Raw genomic sequence first — 22804 nt, 5'->3', positions numbered from 1 at the left:
TAACGACTTCTTTTTTAACCTTAAAAATATACACAAATGGCAAATATTACTGCTGCAGACGTAAATAAATTAAGAACTATCACTGGTGCAGGGATGATGGATTGTAAAAAAGCACTAGTTGAAGCTGATGGGGATTTCGATTTGGCAATTGAAAACTTAAGAAAAAAAGGGCAAAAAGTTGCAGCTAACAGATCTGACAGAGAATCTACTGAAGGTGCTGCTATTGCTGTAATTAATGCAGATAAAACAGCTGGTGTGGTTATCACATTAAACTGTGAAACTGACTTTGTAGGTAAAAATGAATCATTTGTAAAATTAGCTAATGATCTTGCTAATTTAGCTTTGAACTTCCCTACAAAAGAAGCTTTCTTAGCAGCAGACTTCAACGGTATTACTGTTGCTGATAAATTAATCGAGCAAACGGGTGTTATAGGAGAAAAAATCGAAATTGGTACTTTTGAAAAATTAGAAGGTTCATTTGTCGGATCTTATATCCACGCCGGAAATAAAATTGCTACTATTGTATCTCTTTCTGCTAACGTAGCAGGTGCTGAAGATGTATCTAAAAACGTTGCAATGCAGGCAGCAGCCATGGCTCCTATCGCTTTAAATGAAGAAGGTGTTGATGCAGCTACAATTGAAAAAGAAATCGAGATCGCTAAAGATATGTTACGTCAGGAAGGTAAACCGGAAAACATGTTGGAAAACATCGCTAAAGGTAAATTACAACGTTTCTTTAAAGATAATACTTTAGTGAACCAGGATTATATTAAAGACAGTAAATTAAGTGTTGCTGCCTACGTTAAATCTCTTGATAAAGATTTAGTAGTTACAGGATTTAAAAGAGCTGCTTTAGGTTAATCTTTTACAGTAGAAATACACAGCAGTACCAGTACAGCAGTATATCTTTACTATTAAAACTACAAAATAATAAAACCCCATTTCATTTAGATTTGGGGTTTTTCTTTATATTTGAATGAATTCAAAAATCAAAATAATTATGGAGTCTAAAATAAGATGTAAATGGTGTAAAGACGATACTCTTTATCAAAAATATCATGATGAAGAATGGGGTGTTCCTTTATATGATGATAAAAAATTATTTGAATTTCTTATTTTAGAAACTTTTCAAGCGGGATTAAGTTGGATTACTATCCTCCGAAAAAGAGAAAATTTCAAACTTGCTTTTGATAACTTTGATTATATTAAAATAGCAAATTACACTGAAGAAAAAGTACAGGAATTACTACAGGATGCAGGAATTATCAGAAATCAGTTAAAAATAAGAGCAGCGATCTCTAACGCTAAGGCTTTTATGGAAATACAGAAAGAATACGGTAGTTTCTCAAAATACATTTGGGGATTTGTAGATCAAAAACCTATAATCAATCACCGGAAGGATCTATCGGAAATACCAGCAACTACACCTCTTTCAGATTCTATAAGTAAGGATATGAAAAAGAAAGGTTTTAAATTTGTAGGCTCAACTGTAATATACGCTAAAATGCAAGCTATAGGAATGGTAGATGATCATACTATAGATTGCTGGAAAAGAACAGAGAAATAATGTGGAAACTTACATATTAAAAATGAATTGAATACAATAATTTAATATGGCACACTATAACATAAACTATTAACTTTTGAGTATTTTTATAAACTTTTCTCTTTCTATTTCTCTGGCACCCAGACTATTTAGGTGATCGTTATAAATCTGACAGTCCAGCAGTTTATAATTCTCTTTTCTTAATCGTTCAACTAACGAAATGAATGCTGCTTTTGAGGCATTACTGACTTTTGAAAACATACTTTCTCCACAAAAAACATGCCCAAGATCAATACCATATAAACCTCCTACCAGTTCATCATCCTGCCATACCTCAACAGATTTTGCATACCCCAGATCATGAAGTTTACAATATGCTTCTTCCATTTCTTTAGTGATCCAGGTTCCCTGCTGCCCTTCTCTTTTCATTTTCTGACAATTGGAAATTACTGCTCTGAAATCTTTATTGAAAGTAATCTGAAATATATTTCTATTTAAAATATTACGCATACTTTTAGACACTTTGAGTTCATCTAAAAACAAAACCATTCGCCAACTGGGACTCCACCATAAAATTGGATCATTATCCTCAAACCAAGGAAAGATACCAGATCTGTAGGCTAATATAATCCTTTCTACGGACAGATCTCCACCAACAGCTACGAGACCATCTGAAGAAGCTAAAGAAACCGAGGGGAAAGATAATTCGCTTGTCAAAAAATACATTTGAACAAAAGTTTATTAAAAACAAAGAAGAGAAAAAAGCCTCAAAAGAAATTTGAGGCTTACTATATTTTAGAAAGGCAAATCGTCGTGATCTTCTTCTTTAAAATTTGATGCAGGTTCAAAAGCATCTGCAGCAGGCATTGGCGGCATTTGCTGTGATGGAACTTCAGTCTGAACTTTATCTATCTTCCATCCCTGAATTGCATTGAAATATTTTGTTTCTCCTTGTGGATTAACCCATTCTCTACCTCTTAGATTAATAGATACTTTTACAGGTTCTCCAATACTAAAATTATTTAATAAATCACATCTGTCCTGAACAAATTCAATAAGAATATGTTGTGGATATTGCTCCTCTGTAGTTACTACTAACTCTCTTTTTCTAAATCCTCCTGCTCCGACAGTCTTAGTTTCATCGATCACTTTAATTTTGCCTGTAACTTCCATAATTATTTTTTTGCTAATAATACTTTCCATGCGGAAAGTATATCTTGGTTATTTAAATATTCTTTTGCTTTTAAATGAATTTTCTGTTCATCATCTGAACTTAAAACTCCTTTAACGGCAAAATTCTCTTTTACAAAGATATTAATTTCTTCTTTTGTAGGCAATTTTTCTATGTTGCCTAACATCCCCAAATCATTCCCGTTAAAAACAGCACTGTTTTTGACAAAATCCGGAATCGAATCTACTCCTATACCGATTGTTGCTATGGGTTTAGGAACTTTAAAAAGTCCTTTATTTGCTCTTGAATACCAGTTTCCTCCCATTCTAGCTACCAGATCTACTCTAAACTGATCTATAACCCCATCTTCATTCAGAATATCTTCGTGAATATGTAGTTTTACTACTTCACAAATGATTAGGTTACCGGCTCCTCCATTTTCCCCCAAATGTATCACTTCATTTACTTTACATTCAAACTGAACAGGTGATTCACGTACTCTGAAAGGCTTTACAACATCTGATGGTACTGCTGTTAATCCTGCCTTGATAAACTCATTAATTCCTTCCGGGTATTCAATACTTGAAAGAGATACCTGTTGTACTATTTCGTAATTTACAACATTAATTACAACTTCTCTTGTTTTTTCAACATTGATCAGGGTATGCTTGATAGTATTATCTCTAACGCGTCTTGCAGGAGAAAAAACTAAAATAGGAGGATTCGCACTAAAAACATTAAAAAAACTAAAAGGAGAAAGATTGGATCTTCCCTGTTCATCTATTGTACTGGCAAGTGCTATCGGTCTCGGACCAACAGAACCTAACAAATATCCATGTAATTTAGCTGTAGAGAGTTCTTTTGGATCAACACTAATCATAATAGTATAGTTTTAAACAAAAATAGAAAATAGTATTGAACTGTTCATTCACTAAATTAGATTATTAATCAAATATTTAACTTAATTATTTCAGCCTCTTTACATTGATTTTAGTACGACAAAAAACTATTTCACTATATTTAACCTTTCAAAAATACAGACATGGAGTCTTCTAAAAAGAATTTAATACGCTGGATAATAATCTTAGCTTCGTTTAATCTTGTTATTCTTATCCTTTGGAATACTTATACCTTTTTTCAGACCTTTAAAAACGAGGAGCGTATAAAAATGGAACTTTGGGCAGAAGCCCAGACAACTCTCAATAAAGCAGATCTGGAAGATACTGATGTTGAACTTTCATTATTGATAATCAGTAAAAATTCCTCAATCCCCATTATCCTTACTAATGAAAAAGACAGTATAATCAGAATGGTCAATATTGATCAAGCGATTACAAGAGATAAAAAAAAGGCAAATTTCCTGCTAAAGAGTTTAAAGAACAATAATAAACCTATTGTAATGGAATATGATGAGGGAAAATCAAATTTATTATATTATGGAAATTCTCCTTTACTGAAAAAACTTAAATATTACCCTTTAGCATTAATATTAATAATAATAATGTTCATAGGAATTGTTCTGAATTTTTATCAAGCCAATAAAATAGCCACTCAAAATAAACTTTGGGCAGGTATGGCAAAAGAAACGGCACATCAGATCGGCACTCCTCTTTCTTCTTTAATAGGATGGCTAGAAATCATGAAAGCAGATAATGTAGATGAAACTATTATAACTGAAATTCAGAAAGACATTGCCCGGTTACAAACAATCACTGATCGTTTTTCTAAAATAGGTTCAAAACCAATTCTTGAAAAAAGAGATCTTGTACAGGAAACGAAACAATCTTTTGATTATTTACAGTCTCGTTTTTCTAGTCAGATAGAATTTTCATTAGATCTACCACAATACAGCATACCTGTTATGCTCAATCCTTCCCTGCACAGCTGGACTATTGAAAATTTGATGAAGAATGCTATCGACGCCATGAAAGGAAGAGGCAAACTGTCTGTTTCTATCATAGATAATGATAAAACAGTAAAAATTCTAGTACAGGATACTGGAAATGGTATCCCTAAAAAACTGTTCAAAAATATTTTTGACCCCGGATTTACTACTAAAAAGCGAGGCTGGGGGTTGGGTCTTTCTCTTACGAAAAGGATTGTTGAAGAATATCACAAAGGCAAGATTAAGGTTCTTCAATCAGAAATAGGAAAAGGAACAATTATGCAGATCATATTAAAAAAGGCTCTAAAATAAAACAACCGTAATACAATTATTACAGCTGTTTAAATCTTTAAAGAAACTTCTTTATAAATAGCTCTGTATGTCTTTAGCCAGGGCTTCAAACTCTTCTTTTTCTAAACTTACTTTATACTGAAAAGTCATTTCTTTCATCTCATTCAGAGGTATCAAATGTACATGTACATGCGGCACTTCTAATCCAACTACAGCCATCCCAACACGTTTACATGACACTGCTTTTTCTAAAGCAATAGCTACTTTACGTGAAAACTTCATCAGACCTAAATAATCTTCTTCTTCCATATCAAAAATCTTATTGATCTCTTTCTTTGGAATACATAGAGTATGTCCTTTAGCATTAGGATTAACATCTAAAAAAGCGAAATACTTTTCATCTTCTGCAACTTTGTAACAAGGAATTTCTCCATTCACAATTTTGGTAAATATAGAAGCCATAGGTTTATAGTTTAATTTATGAATTATTCAAAAAACGGGTATTACATTAGTCTCTTGTAATCTCTAAAACATCAAATAGTAATGTTCCATTAGGGACTACAATCTCTGCCACTTCTCCTACTGATTTACCTAATAAACCTTTTCCAATCGGAGAAGTTACTGATATTTTCCCGGTTTTTAAATCCGCTTCACTTTCTGCTACCAATGTATATTTCATTTCCATTCCATTGGCTTTATTTTTGATCCTCACATTAGAATGCACTAATACTTTTGAAGTGTCTAATTGCGATTCATCAATTAATCTTGCATTAGCAAATACTTCTTCCATTTTAGAAATTTTCATTTCTAATAATCCTTGTGCTTCTTTTGCTGCATCATATTCTGCATTCTCAGACAAATCTCCTTTATCTCTTGCCTCTGCTATATCTTGTGAAGCTTTTGGACGCATCACATTTTTCAGATAATCTAATTCATCTCTTAATTTTTTTAATCCTTCCGCTGTATAATAAGATACTTTACTCATAACTTCATCGTTTATATAAATAGAAAAAATCCCACACGAATGGGACTTCTTATTTGCAAAGATATTAATTTTTATATCAATCCATAATTTATACTTAATGATATATGAATTCAAAGTTAATTAATTTATTTTTGTTTGAATTATAGCCTTTATAAAAATGAAAAAATTACTAATCCTGACTTTTGGAATTTTATTTCTATTTAGTTGTTCGAAAGATAGTGTGAAAAATAAAAACCCATACATCCCTGAGTATTCATTCTCAATTGACATTAACACAAACCTTCCTTCTTACAGCAATTTAAAATATGTCAGTAACCCTGTACTTATTACACAGGTGGGAATAGGCGTAAAAGGAATCATTGTAATGAAGGTGAGTGAGACTGATTATCGTGCTTTTGAAGCTAATTGCCCTAATCAATATCCCAATGAATGTTCCAGAATGACAATTAAAGGAATAAATGCTATTTGTCCTTGTGATAATTTAGAATATAGTCTGTTCACAGGTGTTGGAGAAGGACAATATACCATGAAACCTTATAGAGTACAGGTTAACGGCAATATAATCAGAATTTATAACTAATTTTTATATCGATTACTCAATTTTTGAATTATTTGATAGCTAGAAATCATATTGGATATGATTCTGCTCTGCAAATATCTCTGACTTGGCAGGTGCGATTAAAGGTCTCCTGACCTTTAAAATAACTATACTAACATCAGCCAAAGGCTGATCAACAGTTGATTTCTAGCTATCAAATAATCTAAAACTTCAGCTGCATTCCAATTAAAAAATTAATCCCTGCCTGTGGATAATATCCTGGTCCATATTGTGAATCATAATATCCATTTGACTCATATTTAGTATCAAAAATATTATTGACCAAAGCAGAAAAAACAATTGATTTAAATATATTTTTAGTCTGTACTTCGTATACTACATTAAAATCATTTACAAAATAACTATCTAATTTTGAATCAACAGCATCAATATTTCCCATATGCTGTTCTCCTACTAACTTTGATAGAAAAGAAAACTGTAAATTTTCTTTCGGTTTAAATGTTATCGCATTTCCTGCAACTACAGACGGAGAAAAAGCAATATTCGTTTTTCCTAAATTCTGTAAAACTCCTTCTTTCTGATCGTAAAAATCAATATTTTTATTATCACTTAATGCCAAATTAGGTCTGAGCGACCATTTATCGGATAATGCAATATCTGCATCTATTTCCAGCCCCAAACGATAACTATCTCCACTATTTGTAGTTACAGGAGCTCCAACATCATTTAATTCTCCTGTTAAAACTAACTGATCTTTATAACGCATATAATAAGCGTTTACATTCAATCTTGTGTTTTCAGATACAAAACGCCAACCCAGCTCAAAATCATTTAATTTCTCGGGCTTAATACTACCACTTTTATAATCATTCCTTCTTGGTTCTCTGTTTGCTCTGGCATATGAGAAATACAAATTATTTTGTTCATTTAAAGTATACGTTATCCCTACTTTTGGATTAAAAAAATTAAAAGTGTCATCTACTAGACCTGTTTCATTCCCATCAGCCCGGTAATTAATAGTACGATATTGTAAATCTCCGAAAAGACTCCATTGATTATTTAGTCTGTAATTTGCTTTTGCAAAAACATTAAAATCAGTCTTGTTTGCATCATCATCATAGTAACGAATCTCTGACTCACTGCCAGAGGCATATCTTGCCCAAATTACATTTCCATAATGATTTCCCTCATATTTATTCCATCCTCCTCCTACTATAAAGTCTAAATTATCTTTCTTATAATTTGCAGAAAATGTGGTTCCGTAAAAATAATTATCCAGCCATTTACGTCTGATCAGATCTGTTGTATTTATAGTTGTACCTTCAATAACAATTTCTTTTAAACCATAATCCGCAAAACGAGCGTCTTCTTTATAGTTTTCAAAATATCCTTTCCCTCTTGTATAATGAAACGCGAGATTAGTACTCCAGTACTCTTCTATTTTTTCATTCCAGTGTAACTGATAATGATCCTGATTATAATGATCTACTTCGTTATCATAAAAATGAATCTTTCCGTTCTCGTCAGTATATCTTCCGGCTGAATTATATCTGCGATCTTTTTTTAAGGTCTCTTTATCAATTCCATTCCATGCCTGATAGGTAGTTTGTGTTCCTCCAAAAACCAATGCTTTTATAAATGTGGTCTTCCCAACATAAGATCCTTGAAGAAAATAAGACTTTAAATCAGAGAAAGCTCTGTCGATATAACCATCTGATTTAAGAATAGATAAACGTCCTGCTAATTCAAAATGGTCATTTAATTTCCCTGTACTGAATTTAACTGTGTGCTTTCTGGTTTTAAAACTACCAAAGGAATTGGAAATCTCACCATTTGCTTCTTCAGAAACTTTATCTGTAAGCATATTTAAACTGGCACCAAAAGCCCCTGAACCATTTGTAGAGGTTCCTACACCTCTCTGAAGCTGAAGGCTCTCTACAGAAGAAGCGAAATCAGGCATATTAACCCAAAATGTTCCTTGTGATTCGGAATCATTATATGGAATCCCGTTAATTGTTACATTGACACGGGTCGCATCTGATCCTCTAACTCTGATTCCACTATAACCGACCCCATTACCGGCATCTGTTGTTGTTACAACTGATGGTAAATAATTCATTAAAACAGGAATATCCTGCCCCAGATTTCGTTTGCCAAATTCTTTTTTAGTCAGATTACTAAAGGTTACCGGTGTTTGTGCCGTCACTCTAACTGCCGACACTAATACTTCATCAAGGCTTAACTCCTTTATTTTTGTAGAATCCACAGGAATAGTTTCCTGAGCATAAATAGGTATGGATAATAAAAAGATGATAACAGTTAGTTGTGCTACAAAAGGATTTTTAACTGTTTTTAAACATAAACTTCCTGCTGACGAAATCACGTCAATAATTTTGAATATAATTTCCATTCGTAAAAAATCACGAATAAAAGGGGTAATTATTCTTTGTTAATAATAAATAGATAGTTTCCAGACAAAAAAAGCGTGCACACTTCCTAATATCTTATTTCCCTTGGCAGCATTACCTGCCCAGGTTCTTTGGGTATAATCTCAGCTCGTTATTTTGAGCACCCCTTTGAGACAGAACAAAAGTAATAAAAAAGTTTTGAGATATACAGATTAATTTTAAATAAGAGCTTTAAAATTCAAATAATATCTTAGAGCCCTCTCATTCAAAACGATTTGGCCTTTTTCTGAGTTCTTTTTTAAGAGAATGATTCTGTTTACTTTGTATCCTTCTTTTAACAGCAGCTCTTGAGATTTTAGTTGGTCTTCTTATTTTAGAGATAATAAGAGCCTGTTCTATTATGTTAATAAACCTATTAATTACGAGTACTTTATTTCGAATCTGACTACGGTCTTCATCACAATTTAAAATCAATATCTGGCTATTGGTGAGTTTTGAAGCAAGTTTTTCCAGAAGCAACTGTTTTTCATTATCCGATACTGCCTGACTATTATTCAGATCAAAACTAAGGACAACTTTTGAAGAAACCTTATTAACATTTTGTCCTCCTGCACCACTGCTTCTTACTGCTTTGAACTGTAATTCTGATATTATCTTCTCTTTATTCATTATATAGGCTGATGTACCGGTTTTAATAGATCATTTACGGTTTTAACTGGATTAAAAGTAATTAAAGGAACTTCTACAAAAACAGTAATCCAGTTTGACATAGCACCATTCCATAACCCTGGAAGTTCATATGATTTCAGTTCCTTTCCACCAGTATTCTTCTGAACGATAAAACCACTATCAGTATTAACAAATTTATCTAAATCAAAGGTCTCTCCTTTACTGTTTTTTATTCCGCAAACCAGATCAACAGGATTAAAATGAGTTGCATTTTCTAAAACCTGAACCTGCTCATTATTGTTGATATCAATCTGTGAGGTCTCTACTATCTGTAATGAAATAGTTCCATTCGCATCACGTACCCAGAAAGGTCCTCCCCCCGGTTCTCCTTCATTTTTGACCATCCCGCAAACCCGTATTGGTCTATTCAGTTTTTCAATCAAATAACTGATCTTATTTTCTATTGTAAACTTGGAAAACTCCATTGGTATCTGAATATTTAAATTCTGAACAGAATAATTTACAATTTCAGATATAATTTCTTCTGTTACAATATTTCCGTCTAATATCCTTAAGTATGAAAATATCAGCTTCTGTAAATATATCAGAACTCCTGCTAAACATTTTTTATATTTAGAAATTGTTCTTATATGATTCTGAATAATATTATCAATATTTTTAATAAAGATAATATCTGCATCTAATTTCTTTAAATTTTCAATTAATGCTCCGTGTCCACTCTGCCTGAAAATAAGCTGTCCATTATTATCTCTTAAAGGTACATTCTCTAAAGCGACTGCAATCGTGTCTGTTTTTTTATCCTGATATGAAAAATTAATATCAAAAGATACTTTTGTATCTGATTCTACTTTGGGCTTAACTGAATTTAAAACTGATTTAAACTCTTCGTAATGTTTTTCTGAAATTGTAAAATGCAAATGAGATATACCTTCTGAATTCGCATAATAAACACTTTCTCTCAGATGCTCTTCAATAGGTGTTATCTGATTCTTTTTATATCTATGGAAAGGCAAAACTCCTTTTGGTTTATTTGCATAATCAAAATATTCCGAAGACAATAAAACCTCTACAAAATAGAAAAATCTCAGATCACTTGTCCATTTCCCATATTCCGGATGTATAACTCTGGTCTTCGCTAATACTTCTTTATAAAAAGGCAATTTATCAAGTCCTATAAAGAAAACAGGTAAAGAAGTCTCTTTCTTTCGATTAATATAAGCATTAACCGTTTCTTTCCCCAGTCTGAATTCATTTAAAAATTCATTTAAAAAACTGAACATTCTACTGGCAGCTCCAGAAGCCGGAACAAATTTTATAATTTTATAATTGTCATTTTCTGCTTCAAAAAGACTAGTGTAATTTAAAATTTCTCTTCCTGAAAACTTAATAATTCCATCTCCTATTGTAGCTGGTCGTTCTAACTTTATCTTAGCAACTCCCTTTTTCAAAATATCTAAATGATTCTGAATTTTTTCAATATCAACACCATGATGATACATCTGAACATAATCTTCTGATGAAAAACCTTGTTCTCTGGTTTTAGTGAGCTGTTTTATAATCTCTGTTGATTGTTGCTTAAAATCCTCTTCCATTCTATATAAGCTGAAATTGCTAAAATTGTAAAAACGACATATTGTAGAGATAATATCCACAACCCTCTATAAGCATACAAAGGTATTGAAATAAAATCTCCTATAATCCACAGAGTCCAATTTTCGATCTTCTTGATCGCCATATACCACATCCCTGTAAAAAATATTGCTGAAGTAACTATATCAATATAATTTTCCGGTCGTATCTCATGACCGAATAAATGATAGATAATGTAGGTAACTAATATCGTCAATATAAATAACCCTACTCCGATTATCTTTTCTCTAAGACTGGTACGGGAAATAGGTATGACATACTGATTATTTATTTTTCTGGACCAGTTATACCATCCGTAAATACTCATTATTGAGAAATAAGCATTTAAAGTCATATCAGCAAAATACTGAACTGTATATAGTAAATAAACCGTTATGATTGTAGCTATTAACCCTGTCGGGTAAACCAATATATTTTCTTTTTTAGCATAATAAACACTTATTATACCAAAGACAAAAACAATAGTCTCTAATATAATATCTAGTGTGCTTTTATCTTTATAGACATTTAGAAAAAATTCTACCATAACCAATATTTTTTTCTGACAGATCTCGTGCAATTATTTTTCATATATTTAAATTTATTGATCTTCATTAAAAAAGAAAGGTATCTCCAACGGCATACACCAAGGTAAATTGGTCAATTTCCTCAAAATAAATCGGATACATTTTATTTATCTCCTCAAACTGCAACCATGCTATTCCTTTTTTTTCTTCCAGTTCAAAAGGAATAACCTTTACATTCTGTTTAAGACTCATTTTTGGCTTTGTACATATTTTATACAAAGCTTCTTTTACACCCCATATTACAGTAAGTTTACTGATATAACTCTTTTCATCTTCCTGATCCAGAAAACTGAACTCGTAATCAATGAACTTATCTGCGATCTTTTTTATTTTATCCCTTCTTAACTCAATATCAATACCCACTACTTTATCACTTATGATTATAGCAGAAAAATCGAAGGAATGTGTTATTGAAATATTTTTACCATCTTTAAGATGTGGTTTTCCGTTCTGATCATAGAATAAATCGAAATCTGTATAGCCGGCTTGTTCCAACAACTTTCTTACACTTAAAAACCCTCTTTTATGGCTTTCTGACTTCATCATATTCAGGCGCAATAAACTGGACTCTTTAAGCTGAACTTCTTTAAAAAGAGAATCGAATGTTTCTGTTATTTTCCAGACAAAAACCTGAATAGTATCTGTAACAGTGATAGTTTTATAGTGCGACATTATTATATTACGAGTTTTACTTTTTGATTTTTAAATTCAGGTTATTGTATTTCAGATCATTAGCACATTGACAAAGTCACAATTTATTCAGAACGCTAATTTAAATAAAAGTAATTCCGTAAATTTGTATCCTAATTTTTGCTAACACAAATATACAACATGAGTTCAAAAACATTGCCTTTTGTGGCTTTTAAAGTAAAAGACATTTCTCTAGCAGGTTGGGGAAGAAAAGAAATTGAATTAGCTGAAGCTGAAATGCCGGGATTAATGGCACTTCGTAAAGAATATAAAAACGAACAGCCTTTAAAAGGTGCTCGTATTGCTGGTTGCTTACACATGACTATCCAGACTGCTGTTCTAATTGAAACATTGGTCGCTCTTGGTGCAGAAGTAACCTGGAGTTCCTGTAATATATTTTCTACTCAGGATCAGGCAGCAGCTGCAATTGCAGCAGCCGGTATTTCTGTTTACGCATGGAAAGGGTTAAATGAAGAAGATTTTGACTGGTGTATTGAACAAACCTTATTTTTTGGGGAAGACAGAAAACCATTAAATATGATCTTAGATGATGGTGGAGATCTTACCAATATGGTTATTGATCGTTACCCTGAATTAGTTGCGGGAATCAAAGGATTGTCTGAAGAAACGACAACTGGTGTTCACCGTTTGTATGAAAGAATGAAAAATGGTACTTTACCAATGCCTGCAATCAATGTTAATGATTCTGTTACTAAATCAAAATTTGATAATAAATACGGTTGTAAAGAGAGTGCTGTTGATGCTATTCGTCGCGCTACGGATCTTATGCTTGCCGGAAAGCGAGTAATTGTTTGTGGTTATGGGGATGTTGGTAAAGGTACCGCAGCTTCATTCAGAGGAGCTGGTTCAATTGTAACAGTAACTGAAATTGATCCAATTTGTGCTTTACAAGCTGCAATGGATGGTTATGAAGTAAAAAAACTAGATACTGCTATTGCTACTGCTGATATCATTATTACAACAACCGGAAACAAAGATATTGTTGTAGGAAGGCATTTTGAAAAAATGAAAGACAAAACTGTCGTTTGTAATATCGGTCATTTTGATAACGAATTAGATATGGCATGGTTAAACAAAAATCACGGTGCTTCAAAAATCGAAATCAAACCGCAGGTAGACAAATATACAATCAACGGAAAAGATATTATTATCCTGGCTGAAGGTCGTTTAGTAAATTTAGGCTGTGCAACTGGTCATCCAAGCTTTGTAATGAGTAATTCATTCACAAACCAGACTTTGGCTCAGATCGAATTATGGAAAAACAGTGCCAACTATAAAAATGAAGTTTATATGCTACCTAAACATTTAGATGAAAAAGTAGCTGCTTTACACTTGGCAAAGTTAGGTGTCGAACTGGAAACTTTAAATGAAGAACAGGCAGCTTATATTGGTATTGAAGTTACCGGTCCATTTAAACCGGAATATTATAGATACTAACCACAAAACAATTTTCTATAATAATACCATTGTTACAACTAACAATCTACATTGTAGAATTTCTGTTTTACAAAACAAAGAAGTCCATTATCTAAGTATTAATTGCTTAAATATTGGGCTTCTTCTATTATGACTAAAAGATTAATATAATAGTTTATCTTTTAACTACTCTTTGAAAACTAAATAATTTATATATAATTTACCAATTATAAATTCACAAATCGTTACTAAATCACTAAATTTAGTAACAAATAACTTAATTATTATAAATTATGGAAAATCAAGTATTTAAAACAGTGAAAAATGCTGTTAAACATTGGTATTTATCCCTTATTGTAGGGGTTCTATTTATATTACTGGGATTTTGGATTTTAAAAACCCCATTGGAATCTTATTTAACATTAGCAATCCTTTTCAGCATAACATTTCTTGTAAACGGTATTTTTGAAATTATCTTTTCAATCAGCAATAAAGACCGAATTGATAATTGGGGATGGGTTTTGGCAAGTGGAATAATTGATCTGCTGTTTGGATTATGGTTAATTTCTAATCCTGGTTTATCTCTGGCAGTTTTACCTTTCTATGTAGGTTTCATGCTAATGTTTCGATCCATGTCTGCTATTGGATATTCACTTGACATGAAATCATTTGGTGTTCAGGAATGGGGATGGTTATTAACTCTGGGAGTATTAGGATTAATCTTTTCATTCATAATGATCTGGAACCCTATTTTTGGAGGGTTATCAATTATATTCTGGACTGCTCTGGCGTTTATCACTTATGGTATTTTCAGAGTGTTTTTATCATTCAAGCTTAAAAAATTACATTCTGTATCCAAAAAACACTTTAGTAAATAAATATTTTAAGCAATAAAAAAGGCTTTTTTAAATTTTTAAATTAAAAACATATATTCTGTTTTTTTAGAAAATACAGATTGATTGATTGTTATTTTTTATAATTTTACAGTTAATTCTAAAATAAATTGTAATGAAAAAATTAACTTTAACTGTAGCTTTATTTGGATTATTATTTGCTACATCTTGTAAAAAAGAAACTCCTGTTCCTGTTGTAACTGAAGAAGGGATAGAAGCAACAGAAGTAACAACTACAGCCGAATCAACTACTGAAACTACTCTTGATAAAGTAGAAGCTGATTTAAAAAATGCTGAAAAATCTCTTGAAGAAGCAAAAGAAAAAGGAGATAAAGAAGCTGAAAAAGTTGCTCAGGAAGCAGTTAACAAAGCAAAAAGCTTATGGGAAACTACTAAAGAAGAAGCAACTAAAACCGCTCAGGACGTTAAAGATGCTACAAACAAAGCTGTAGATAACGTAAAAGAAGATGCTGAAAAAGCAAAACAAGATGCTAAAGATGCTCTAACAAACACAAAATAAAATGTGGAAAATGTTGCAGATGAAGCTAAAATAAAATAACCTATCAGAAAGGTCAAAACAAAAAAACCCTTTTACAAATTGTAAAAGGGTTTTTTATATCTAAAAATCGGATTCTCTTATGCTTCAAAAGGAACAATAGAAACGAACGATTTATTATCTCTTTTTTTCTGGAATTTTACAACTCCATCAATTTTAGCATGTAAAGTGTGATCTTTACCCATGTAAACATTTTCACCTGGATTATGCTTAGAACCTCTTTGTCTTACAATGATGTTCCCTGCAATAGCAGCCTGACCACCAAAAATCTTAACACCTAAACGTTTTGATTCTGATTCTCTACCATTCTTGGAACTACCGACACCTTTCTTGTGAGCCATGATGTATTAGTTTTTAATGTTATTTTTCTTGATTTTCTTCTTTCGCTTTCTTAGTCTCTTTTTTCTTAGTTCCAGGAACTGTGATTCCGGAAATTACGATTTGAGTTAAATACTGACGGTGACCGTTTTTCTTTTTGTAACCTTTTCTTCTTTTCTTTTTGAAAACGATTACTTTATCTCCTTTTAAGTGTTTTAACACTTTGGCTTCTACTGAAGCACCTTCTACAGCTGGGGCGCCTAGGGTAATTGTACCTTCATTATCTAATAAAAGAACTTTTGCAAAAGAAATTGCATCTCCTTCATTATCAGTTAAACGATGTACATAAACCTTTTGGTCTTTGCTTACTTTAAATTGTTGCCCTGCTATCTCTACGATTGCGTACATAACAATGTTGTTTAATTAATTTTAAGGTTGCAAATATACAATTAATTCTTTATTATGCAATTGGTTACCAGAAAAAATACACCTCTGTGAGAACCCACTGAATCAGGACTTTATGAATTATCTGTTTTTTAGGTTGATTAAATTAAAAAAGAATCAAAAAAACCCAATATTAACAAAATAAAGTTAGATTTGTTGTAACAACCTTAATCTATTATAGTCTAATGACTATATCTAATTCAAACAAAATTATTAATCATTATGAAAAAATATATAATGGCTTTGAGTACACTCATCACATTTGGAAGTATTGCTTCTGCTCAGAACGTAGCATTTGAAGAATACAATTTAGATAATGGTCTCCATGTTATTTTGCATCAGGATAATTCTGCTCCGGTAATAATAACATCTGTAATGTACCATGTTGGCGCTAAGGACGAAACCCCGGATCGTACCGGATTTGCTCATTTCTTTGAACATTTATTATTTGAAGGAACAAAAAACATCGGTCGAGGTGAATGGTTCAAAATCGTTACAGCAAACGGAGGAACCAATAATGCAAATACAACTGAAGACAGAACATATTACTATGAAGTTTTCCCTTCAAACAACCTGAAACTGGCTTTATGGATGGAATCTGAAAGAATGATGCATCCGGTAATTAATCAGATTGGAGTAAATACACAAAATGAAGTTGTAAAAGAAGAAAAAAGACTTCGTTATGACAACAGCCCTTATGGTGCTGTAATTCAGGAAATAAAGAAAAGAGTATTCAACAAACATCCGTATCGCTGGACGACTATCGGTTCTATAGAACATTTAGACGCTGCAACTCTTGCTGAATTTCAAGCATTTAATAAAAAATTCTATATCCCGAACAATGCTGTTCTGGTTGTAGCAGGTGATTTCCAAACTAATGAGGCAAAAAAATGGATCAAGGAATATTTTGAACCTATTGCCAAAGGAACTCCAATCGTTCGTCAACAATACGAAGAAAGCCCAATTACTGAAACAATAAAAGCAACTTATGAGGATCCAAATATCCAGATTCCGATGATGACTGCAGCTTATAGAACTCCGTCCATGAAAACCCGTGACGCAAGAGTCCTGGATATGATCTCCTCTTACTTAACGGACGGGAAAAGTTCCAAATTATACAAAAAAATCGTAGACGATAAAAAAATGGCCTTACAAATAGGCGCTTTCAATTACAGCCAAGAAGATTATGGCACTTATATTATTTATGGATTACCTATGGCTCCTGCTACAATATCCGATCTGACTAAAGAGGTAGATGAAGAAATTGTAAAACTTCAGACTAATTTAATTTCTGAAAATGATTATCAAAAATTACAGAATAAATTTGAAAATAATTATGTAAACAACAATTCAAATGTGGAAGGTGTCGCAGATAATCTTGCGACTTATTATTTACTTTATGGTGACACAAATCTGATCAATACCGAAATCAACATTTATCGCTCCATTACAAGGGAAGAGATCAGAGAGATTGCAAAAAAATATCTAAACCCTAACCAAAGAGTATTATTAGATTATATCCCTTCACAAGAAAAACCTGAAACAAAGAAACTTTAAACCATGAGAAAAATAATATACCTTATAATAACTGGTTTGTTTTTAACCTTATCTATGCAAGCACAAACTGACAGAACCCAACCAAAACCGGGACCATCACCAACAGTGAACGTTGGAAAACCTCAGACATTTCAACTCCCGAACGGACTAAAGGTAATGGTGGTAGAAAACCATAAATTACCGAGAGTGTCCATCAATCTTACAATTGATAACTATCCTTTTACCGAAGGAAATAAAAAAGGAATCGATAATCTAACCGGAAGCCTTATAGGTAACGGCACCAGCAAAATTTCAAAGAACGACTTCAATGAAGAAATTGACTTTTTAGGAGCTTCAATCAGATTTTATTCTTCTGGAGCCTATGCTAGCTCTTTATCAAAATATTACAGTAAAGTAATGGAACTAATGGCATCAGGAGCTTTAGATCCCAATTTTACTCAGGAAGAATTTGATAAGGAAAAAGCAAAAATGATCGAAAGCTTAAAAGCAGACGAAAAAAGTGTTGCTGCTAATGCTCAAAGGGTAGAAAATATCCTAACATTTGGTAAAAACCACCCTAATGGTGAATATATGAGTGAAGCTACAATAAATAATGTTACTCTTGATGATGTAAAAACGCACTACAACACTTATTTTGTGCCTCATAATGCTTATTTGGTTATTATAGGAGATGTAAAATTTGATGAAACAAAAGCACTAGTTGAAAAATATTTCAGCTTATGGAGAAACGCAAAAGCTCCTGTAATTACCTACTCTGAACCTAAAAATGTACAATACACACAGATCAACTTTATTGATATGTCCAATGCTGTACAATCTGAAATAGCAGTAGTAAATACGGTTAGCTTAAAAATGAATGATAAAGACTATTTTGCCACTCTATTAGCTAATCAGATTTTTGGTGGTGGTGCAGAAGGACGTTTATTCTTAAACTTGCGAGAAGCACACGGATGGACTTACGGTTCTTATTCTACTATTAACGGAAACAAATATGTAACAAAATTCAGATCATCTGCCTCTGTAAGAAATACAGTTACAGACAGTGCTGTTGTTGAAATACTGAAGGAACTGAAAAAAATAAGAAACGAAAAAGTTACTGCCGAAGAATTAAAAATTGCAAAAGCAAAATATATCGGAAACTTCGTAATGCAGATGGAAAAACCTCAAACCATTGCCCGTTATGCTTTAAACACTGAAACTCAAAATCTCTCAAAAGATTTTTATGAAAACTACATTAAAAATATTAATGCTGTAACTCCTGAACAGGTAATGAACGCAGCAAAAAAATATTTTATGTATGACAATTCAAGAATCATTATTGTTGGTAAAGCAAATGATGTGTTACCGAAACTTGAAAAACTGAATATACCAATATTCTACTTTGACCGATTTGGAAATTCTGTTGCTAAACCAGAACAAAAAACTGTTCAGGCGAATGTTACTGCTAAATCTGTTCTGGAAAACTATATCAAAGCTATTGGTGGAGAAAAAGCAGCTAAAGAAGTCAAAACTGTTTACATAAAATCAATTGGTACTGCACAAGGAATGTCTTTAGAATTAATCACAAAAGTAAGTGCAGACCAGAAATTCAGCTCAGAAATGAACGCCATGGGCATGACGATGATGAAACAGGTACTAAACAACAACAAAGGTTATAAAGTTCAACAAGGACAAAAAATGGAGCTTACTGAAATGGAATTAACCGAAATAAAAGCTTCCGCTGCCCCGTTTCCTGAATTAAACCTTTTAAACAATAAAGAAGTTACTCTGTCAGGAATAGAAAATATCAACGGTAAAGATGCTTATGTGCTGAAAAACGGAAAAAGAACCTTGTTTTTTGATACTGTTTCCGGACTAAAAATTGCCGAAAGCTTAACAGAAGGAACACAAAGTGTTACTACTACATTATCAGATTATAAAGAAGTAAAAGGGTTAAAATTTCCTTTCAAAACTGTTATAAATGCAGGATTTGAAATTGAATTTACAGCATCCGAAATCAAGATCAATAAAGATGTTACTGAAGCTGATTTTGAATAAAGCTATATCTAAATACACCAAAATAGGCTGTGAGTAACAGCCTATTTTATTGTAAAACAACTCCTTTAAACTAAAAAAATCTTCCTTTTTTGCAAAATTTTAATACCCTAGCAAAAAGTAAAATACGTATTCCTTTTCATTTGTTCTTTAATAGTACTATTCTCTCTTATTAGATTTACAATATTCGCTTATACAACTCTACTACTTTATTTAACGATTAAATGCCTTTTTTAATCATCCTATATACAAGTGTTAATTATATTAAACTCCCTTATATCTGATTTAGAGAAATACGACCTGAAAAATTTAGGCTTTTATAAAGATATTTAGATAAAAGAATAAAACATCTAAACGCTTATTGTTCATTTTTACTTTTCATTCTAATTTAAATCTCCTTAAAATCACTTATTACCATGAGTTTTTATAAAAATTTTACCTGTTTTTAAAAATAAAAAAAACAAATAGTTAATAATTAGAAATTTATTTTTATTTTAGCCTAAATTATAATGGTATTATGTTTTTATTTAAAAAATAATACCTTATTAGTTGAAAAAGTATAATATTAAATCAAACTATTATGAAAAACAAGACTTTAAAATTGTCTTTGGGGCTTATTTGTGCCTGCACATTCTTTATTTCGTCATTTGCTACTGCAAAAGATGGTAATGTTGATGTTTCAGTAGAAAGCTCTGCTGACTTAAAAGAACTTATCAAAAAAGAAGAAATGAATTGGTTTGTTATATCAACAAATTTCATTGTTGTTGGTCCCGATAACAGAATCTAAGTTCTAATGAAAAAAGAGGTTGTCTATACTGATAACCTCTTTTTTATTGTTATTCCATCTTAAAATAAGTTATTACCTAACAAAAGCAAAATACGTATTTCTTTTCGTTTGCCTTTTCTATAAGAGAATTATTCTAACCTGTTGAATTTTAGGTATCCACTAACACAGCTCTACTGCTTCATCCAACGAATTAAACCTTACAGTTGTTAAAATGTTTATAAAAAAATAAATATAAATAGTTAAAAATTAAAAAAAAAATTCTATTTTTGCTTAAATTAACATAGTATATTTTTTATTTAAGTGAATATATTATGTGTGAAATAAAAAAAGTAATAACATTAAATCAGTATTATTATGAAAAACAAAACTTTAAAATTAACTTTTGGGCTTATTTGTGCCTGCACATTCTTTATTTCGTCATTTGCTACTGCAAAAGACGGTAATGTTGATGTTACAGTAGACAACTCCGTTGATCTAAAAGAGCTTATTAAAAAAGAACAAACTAATTGGTGGTTTATATCAACTAATTTCATTAGTGTTGGTCCTGATCAGAGATAGATAATATTAAGTTCTAACAAACAATGAAGCTGTCTGAAAAGTACTGACAGCTTCATTGTTATTTATAGATATACCTTGGAGATTTTAATTATTTAAGCAATTCTCATGGGGTTAATTTTATTTTTTAGACAAGTTTCATTGTTAAATTTTTTAAACTATGAGAAATAAAAAAATTGCATTACTCTTATTTCTATTATTTCACATAATCAGTGTAGTCTACATTAATATAAGAGGGTTAAATTCTTTAATAAACACAAACAGTATAGATAAATTTAGTTATTTTGGGAAAAGCTATTCAAAATTAAATCAGTCCGTTTCCTATTCGTCTCCAAAATCTATTAAAAACACAATAAGCACTTATACGAACCTAACAGGCACAGACAGGGGATATGAATTCTTTTCTCCTAATATAGATAACACCTCTTTAAAGCTTTTTTGTACCTCTGAAAACGGTACAAAAATACAAATTCTAAAATCTATTGAATCGGATACAAAATTTTTGACCGCTACCTATTATCTCAATTCTTATATTTCAGAAACCGAATTAAGAGATAAAATATTTGCCTCTATGAGTTCCAGATTATTTACCCTAAATCCTGCTATTACTGAAATATCTATTTTTTTAAAAATTCATGAGTTTTCCGATGTGAAAAAAACAAAAACCAACAAAGAAGCAAAAACTATTTTACTATCAAAAATTAAAAAAAATAATAATGATTGAGCGATTTCTATTTGAATATAACATTAAATACACAAAAGAAATTAGTTGGATTATCACCTCTTTCTGCTTACTAAATATTTTATTGTTATCTCCTGATCTATTTGATCTTTTCAGTAAAAACGGGCTAATCAATGAAACCGTTAATTTAAAAATAGCCGGATATTCGGTCCCTTTGTTATCCTGGATTATTAACCCCTTAGAAGCGATTGGAATATCGTATAAACTTGCTTTATCTATTGTAATTACAATTTATTTTCTTTCTTTGATATTTGTATTATTAAATTATAAACCATTTATTTTTTCGATTGTAGCATGGCTTATTCATATAATGCTTGTCAATTCGAGCTACTTTTTTTCTTATGGCGCTGATTATTTTATAAGCTTTAGCTTATTTATAAATATTTTCTTTTACTTTCCCACTAAAAATCATGAAACAACGAAAATAATCAACTCCTTTATAATTCGTTTTATACAAATCCAGTTATGCATAGTCTATTTTTTTGCAGGCGTTGGTAAAATTTTAGGAACAGACTGGTTTGACGGGAATGCAATGTGGTATGTCTTAAATAACTTTTCTCCTAATTTTATTGAACTGTATTCTTCTTTTATAGAAGATTCCGGCTTCTTCTTTATGATATCAGGGTGGGTTATTTTATTTATTGAACTTTTTTATCCTTTTTTAATTTATTACAAAAAAACACGAATGATAACTCTAATATCAATAATATTGTTGCATCTTGGAATTATTATTTTTATGAAATTCTACACTTTTGGATCAATTATGATACTATTAAATCTAATTGCTTGGAACAAATACTACATAAATTTAAATAGTATTCAAACCATTAATTTAAAATTATCAAATCAATTAAAAAAATGGAAATTAAATTAAGAATGACTCTAGTAATAAAATTGTTTTAAACGATCTCTTCTGTTATAGAAAACAAATTATAACCTCAGATTACTCTGAGGTTTTTTTGTACATCACAGTATCAGATAAACTGCATTAGTTGTTCTTATTTCTATATTATTCTTTCTCAGTAACCGAAACTAGGTTC

Annotated in this window: 25 protein-coding genes; 13 read left to right on the top strand and 12 right to left on the bottom strand. The window is 31.3% G+C overall.

The annotated features are described in order from the left end of the window. The first annotated feature begins 36 nt into the window (after window positions 1–36). Together tsf and AC4FQX_RS07635 are read left to right on the top strand one after the other, a co-directional pair. Window positions 37–861 carry a translation elongation factor Ts gene (gene tsf, locus AC4FQX_RS07640; protein ID WP_491167089.1) on the top strand — a complete coding sequence of 275 codons (825 nt, stop codon included), beginning with the start codon at window positions 37–39 and terminating at the stop codon, window positions 859–861. A 139-nt stretch (window positions 862–1000) separates the two neighbouring features. Then, the gene (locus AC4FQX_RS07635) at window positions 1001–1567 is read left to right on the top strand and encodes a DNA-3-methyladenine glycosylase I (RefSeq protein WP_491167088.1); all 567 of its coding nucleotides are present in this window, start codon (window positions 1001–1003) and stop codon (window positions 1565–1567) included. 69 nt (window positions 1568–1636) lie between these two features. Here the strand turns inward: AC4FQX_RS07635 and aat are convergent, their stop codons facing one another. The 3 genes from aat to AC4FQX_RS07620 all read right to left on the bottom strand — a co-directional run bounded on the left by aat (window position 1637) and on the right by AC4FQX_RS07620 (window position 3597). Then, window positions 1637–2272 (bottom strand): leucyl/phenylalanyl-tRNA--protein transferase, encoded by a 636-nt coding sequence (gene aat, locus AC4FQX_RS07630; RefSeq protein WP_491167087.1) that lies wholly within the window; start codon window positions 2270–2272, stop codon window positions 1637–1639. A 69-nt stretch (window positions 2273–2341) separates the two neighbouring features. Next, the gene (locus AC4FQX_RS07625; RefSeq protein WP_491167086.1) at window positions 2342–2719 is read right to left on the bottom strand and encodes a DUF3127 domain-containing protein; all 378 of its coding nucleotides are present in this window, start codon (window positions 2717–2719) and stop codon (window positions 2342–2344) included. Window positions 2720–2721: 2 nt separating this feature from the next. Beyond that, the gene (locus AC4FQX_RS07620; RefSeq protein WP_491167085.1) at window positions 2722–3597 is read right to left on the bottom strand and encodes a flavin reductase family protein; all 876 of its coding nucleotides are present in this window, start codon (window positions 3595–3597) and stop codon (window positions 2722–2724) included. A 162-nt stretch (window positions 3598–3759) separates the two neighbouring features. On the opposite strand from AC4FQX_RS07620, the gene AC4FQX_RS07615 reads away from it, so the two are divergent. Further along, window positions 3760–4914: a sensor histidine kinase gene (locus AC4FQX_RS07615; RefSeq protein WP_491167084.1), complete on the top strand. Its 1155-nt coding sequence runs from the start codon at window positions 3760–3762 to the stop codon at window positions 4912–4914. Between the two features lie 51 nt (window positions 4915–4965). On the opposite strand, the gene AC4FQX_RS07610 is transcribed toward AC4FQX_RS07615, so the two are convergent. Beyond that, on the bottom strand, window positions 4966–5355 hold the full coding sequence (locus AC4FQX_RS07610) for an HIT family protein (protein ID WP_491167083.1): 390 nt from the start codon (window positions 5353–5355) through the stop codon (window positions 4966–4968). A 46-nt stretch (window positions 5356–5401) separates the two neighbouring features. Beyond that, window positions 5402–5878: a transcription elongation factor GreA gene (greA, locus tag AC4FQX_RS07605; RefSeq protein WP_491167082.1), complete on the bottom strand. Its 477-nt coding sequence runs from the start codon at window positions 5876–5878 to the stop codon at window positions 5402–5404. A gap of 157 nt (window positions 5879–6035) precedes the next feature. On the opposite strand from greA, the gene AC4FQX_RS07600 reads away from it, so the two are divergent. Further along, entirely contained in the window at window positions 6036–6458 is a 423-nt protein-coding gene (locus AC4FQX_RS07600) for a Rieske (2Fe-2S) protein (RefSeq protein ID WP_491167081.1), read from the top strand. Window positions 6459–6639: 181 nt separating this feature from the next. Here AC4FQX_RS07600 and AC4FQX_RS07595 read toward each other — a convergent pair whose 3' ends face one another. The 5 genes from AC4FQX_RS07595 to AC4FQX_RS07575 all read right to left on the bottom strand — a co-directional run bounded on the left by AC4FQX_RS07595 (window position 6640) and on the right by AC4FQX_RS07575 (window position 12423). Next, window positions 6640–8847 (bottom strand): TonB-dependent receptor, encoded by a 2208-nt coding sequence (locus AC4FQX_RS07595; protein ID WP_491167080.1) that lies wholly within the window; start codon window positions 8845–8847, stop codon window positions 6640–6642. 259 nt (window positions 8848–9106) lie between these two features. Further along, entirely contained in the window at window positions 9107–9514 is a 408-nt protein-coding gene (arfB, locus tag AC4FQX_RS07590; protein WP_491167079.1) for an alternative ribosome rescue aminoacyl-tRNA hydrolase ArfB, read from the bottom strand. After that, complete coding sequence (locus tag AC4FQX_RS07585) at window positions 9514–11127, bottom strand: DUF4301 family protein (protein ID WP_491167078.1); 1614 nt, start codon at window positions 11125–11127, stop codon at window positions 9514–9516. The genes arfB and AC4FQX_RS07585 overlap by 1 nt, the downstream gene beginning before the upstream one ends. Continuing rightward, window positions 11088–11711 carry a nicotinamide riboside transporter PnuC gene (gene pnuC / locus AC4FQX_RS07580; protein ID WP_491167077.1) on the bottom strand — a complete coding sequence of 208 codons (624 nt, stop codon included), beginning with the start codon at window positions 11709–11711 and terminating at the stop codon, window positions 11088–11090. Before pnuC ends, AC4FQX_RS07585 begins: the two co-directional genes overlap by 40 nt. Window positions 11712–11778: 67 nt before the next feature. Continuing rightward, entirely contained in the window at window positions 11779–12423 is a 645-nt protein-coding gene (locus AC4FQX_RS07575; protein WP_491167076.1) for a 4'-phosphopantetheinyl transferase family protein, read from the bottom strand. Between the two features lie 159 nt (window positions 12424–12582). On the opposite strand from AC4FQX_RS07575, the gene ahcY reads away from it, so the two are divergent. From ahcY to AC4FQX_RS07560, 3 genes are all read left to right on the top strand, one after another. Then, complete coding sequence (ahcY, locus tag AC4FQX_RS07570) at window positions 12583–13899, top strand: adenosylhomocysteinase (RefSeq protein WP_491167075.1); 1317 nt, start codon at window positions 12583–12585, stop codon at window positions 13897–13899. Between the two features lie 272 nt (window positions 13900–14171). Beyond that, window positions 14172–14756: an HdeD family acid-resistance protein gene (locus AC4FQX_RS07565; RefSeq protein ID WP_491167074.1), complete on the top strand. Its 585-nt coding sequence runs from the start codon at window positions 14172–14174 to the stop codon at window positions 14754–14756. A gap of 130 nt (window positions 14757–14886) precedes the next feature. Beyond that, window positions 14887–15291, top strand: coding sequence for a hypothetical protein (locus AC4FQX_RS07560; RefSeq protein ID WP_491167073.1), 405 nt, complete (start codon window positions 14887–14889; stop codon window positions 15289–15291). 116 nt (window positions 15292–15407) lie between these two features. On the opposite strand, the gene rpmA is transcribed toward AC4FQX_RS07560, so the two are convergent. After that, on the bottom strand, window positions 15408–15668 hold the full coding sequence (gene rpmA / locus AC4FQX_RS07555; protein ID WP_491167072.1) for a 50S ribosomal protein L27: 261 nt from the start codon (window positions 15666–15668) through the stop codon (window positions 15408–15410). Window positions 15669–15687: 19 nt separating this feature from the next. Next, the gene (gene rplU / locus AC4FQX_RS07550) at window positions 15688–16053 is read right to left on the bottom strand and encodes a 50S ribosomal protein L21 (protein WP_491167071.1); all 366 of its coding nucleotides are present in this window, start codon (window positions 16051–16053) and stop codon (window positions 15688–15690) included. 258 nt (window positions 16054–16311) lie between these two features. Here rplU and AC4FQX_RS07545 point away from each other — a divergent pair, with 258 nt between their 5' ends. The 6 genes from AC4FQX_RS07545 (at window position 16312) to AC4FQX_RS07520 (ending at window position 22638) form a co-directional block, all read left to right on the top strand. Next, window positions 16312–17646 carry a M16 family metallopeptidase gene (locus AC4FQX_RS07545; protein ID WP_491167070.1) on the top strand — a complete coding sequence of 445 codons (1335 nt, stop codon included), beginning with the start codon at window positions 16312–16314 and terminating at the stop codon, window positions 17644–17646. 3 nt (window positions 17647–17649) lie between these two features. After that, a complete protein-coding gene (locus tag AC4FQX_RS07540) occupies window positions 17650–19683 on the top strand; it encodes a M16 family metallopeptidase (protein WP_491167069.1) in 2034 nt (677 codons plus the stop codon). Window positions 19684–20260: 577 nt separating this feature from the next. Continuing rightward, entirely contained in the window at window positions 20261–20467 is a 207-nt protein-coding gene (locus AC4FQX_RS07535; RefSeq protein WP_491167068.1) for a hypothetical protein, read from the top strand. Window positions 20468–20821: 354 nt separating this feature from the next. Beyond that, a complete protein-coding gene (locus tag AC4FQX_RS07530) occupies window positions 20822–21025 on the top strand; it encodes a hypothetical protein (RefSeq protein ID WP_491167067.1) in 204 nt (67 codons plus the stop codon). Window positions 21026–21182: 157 nt separating this feature from the next. Continuing rightward, window positions 21183–21746: a hypothetical protein gene (locus AC4FQX_RS07525; protein ID WP_491167066.1), complete on the top strand. Its 564-nt coding sequence runs from the start codon at window positions 21183–21185 to the stop codon at window positions 21744–21746. Continuing rightward, window positions 21739–22638 carry an HTTM domain-containing protein gene (locus tag AC4FQX_RS07520; protein WP_491167065.1) on the top strand — a complete coding sequence of 300 codons (900 nt, stop codon included), beginning with the start codon at window positions 21739–21741 and terminating at the stop codon, window positions 22636–22638. Before AC4FQX_RS07525 ends, AC4FQX_RS07520 begins: the two co-directional genes overlap by 8 nt. The last annotated feature ends 166 nt before the right edge of the window (window positions 22639–22804 follow it).

Source organism: Flavobacterium sp. AK-301, assembly GCF_058310215.1.
Note: the sequence above shows the minus strand (reverse complement) of the source record. Positions and strands in the feature narration are given on the sequence as shown.

Excerpts from the sequence above, each read along its gene's own strand:
- greA (WP_491167082.1), bottom strand. The coding sequence starts at position 5,878 with ATGAGTAAAGTATCTTATTATACAGCGGAAGGATTAAAAAAATTAAGA.
- AC4FQX_RS07615 (WP_491167084.1), top strand. The coding sequence starts at position 3,760 with ATGGAGTCTTCTAAAAAGAATTTAATACGCTGGATAATAATCTTAGCT.
- ahcY (WP_491167075.1), top strand. The coding sequence starts at position 12,583 with ATGAGTTCAAAAACATTGCCTTTTGTGGCTTTTAAAGTAAAAGACATT.
- aat (WP_491167087.1), bottom strand. The coding sequence starts at position 2,272 with ATGTATTTTTTGACAAGCGAATTATCTTTCCCCTCGGTTTCTTTAGCT.
- AC4FQX_RS07520 (WP_491167065.1), top strand. The coding sequence starts at position 21,739 with ATGATTGAGCGATTTCTATTTGAATATAACATTAAATACACAAAAGAA.
- AC4FQX_RS07535 (WP_491167068.1), top strand. The coding sequence starts at position 20,261 with ATGAAAAACAAGACTTTAAAATTGTCTTTGGGGCTTATTTGTGCCTGC.
- AC4FQX_RS07575 (WP_491167076.1), bottom strand. The coding sequence starts at position 12,423 with ATGTCGCACTATAAAACTATCACTGTTACAGATACTATTCAGGTTTTT.
- AC4FQX_RS07560 (WP_491167073.1), top strand. The coding sequence starts at position 14,887 with ATGAAAAAATTAACTTTAACTGTAGCTTTATTTGGATTATTATTTGCT.
- AC4FQX_RS07540 (WP_491167069.1), top strand. The coding sequence starts at position 17,650 with ATGAGAAAAATAATATACCTTATAATAACTGGTTTGTTTTTAACCTTA.
- arfB (WP_491167079.1), bottom strand. The coding sequence starts at position 9,514 with ATGAATAAAGAGAAGATAATATCAGAATTACAGTTCAAAGCAGTAAGA.
- AC4FQX_RS07595 (WP_491167080.1), bottom strand. The coding sequence starts at position 8,847 with ATGGAAATTATATTCAAAATTATTGACGTGATTTCGTCAGCAGGAAGT.
- AC4FQX_RS07565 (WP_491167074.1), top strand. The coding sequence starts at position 14,172 with ATGGAAAATCAAGTATTTAAAACAGTGAAAAATGCTGTTAAACATTGG.
- pnuC (WP_491167077.1), bottom strand. The coding sequence starts at position 11,711 with ATGGTAGAATTTTTTCTAAATGTCTATAAAGATAAAAGCACACTAGAT.
- AC4FQX_RS07585 (WP_491167078.1), bottom strand. The coding sequence starts at position 11,127 with ATGGAAGAGGATTTTAAGCAACAATCAACAGAGATTATAAAACAGCTC.
- AC4FQX_RS07545 (WP_491167070.1), top strand. The coding sequence starts at position 16,312 with ATGAAAAAATATATAATGGCTTTGAGTACACTCATCACATTTGGAAGT.
- AC4FQX_RS07600 (WP_491167081.1), top strand. The coding sequence starts at position 6,036 with ATGAAAAAATTACTAATCCTGACTTTTGGAATTTTATTTCTATTTAGT.
- AC4FQX_RS07525 (WP_491167066.1), top strand. The coding sequence starts at position 21,183 with ATGAGAAATAAAAAAATTGCATTACTCTTATTTCTATTATTTCACATA.
- AC4FQX_RS07620 (WP_491167085.1), bottom strand. The coding sequence starts at position 3,597 with ATGATTAGTGTTGATCCAAAAGAACTCTCTACAGCTAAATTACATGGA.
- AC4FQX_RS07610 (WP_491167083.1), bottom strand. The coding sequence starts at position 5,355 with ATGGCTTCTATATTTACCAAAATTGTGAATGGAGAAATTCCTTGTTAC.
- rplU (WP_491167071.1), bottom strand. The coding sequence starts at position 16,053 with ATGTACGCAATCGTAGAGATAGCAGGGCAACAATTTAAAGTAAGCAAA.
- tsf (WP_491167089.1), top strand. The coding sequence starts at position 37 with ATGGCAAATATTACTGCTGCAGACGTAAATAAATTAAGAACTATCACT.
- AC4FQX_RS07635 (WP_491167088.1), top strand. The coding sequence starts at position 1,001 with ATGGAGTCTAAAATAAGATGTAAATGGTGTAAAGACGATACTCTTTAT.
- AC4FQX_RS07625 (WP_491167086.1), bottom strand. The coding sequence starts at position 2,719 with ATGGAAGTTACAGGCAAAATTAAAGTGATCGATGAAACTAAGACTGTC.
- rpmA (WP_491167072.1), bottom strand. The coding sequence starts at position 15,668 with ATGGCTCACAAGAAAGGTGTCGGTAGTTCCAAGAATGGTAGAGAATCA.
- AC4FQX_RS07530 (WP_491167067.1), top strand. The coding sequence starts at position 20,822 with ATGAAAAACAAAACTTTAAAATTAACTTTTGGGCTTATTTGTGCCTGC.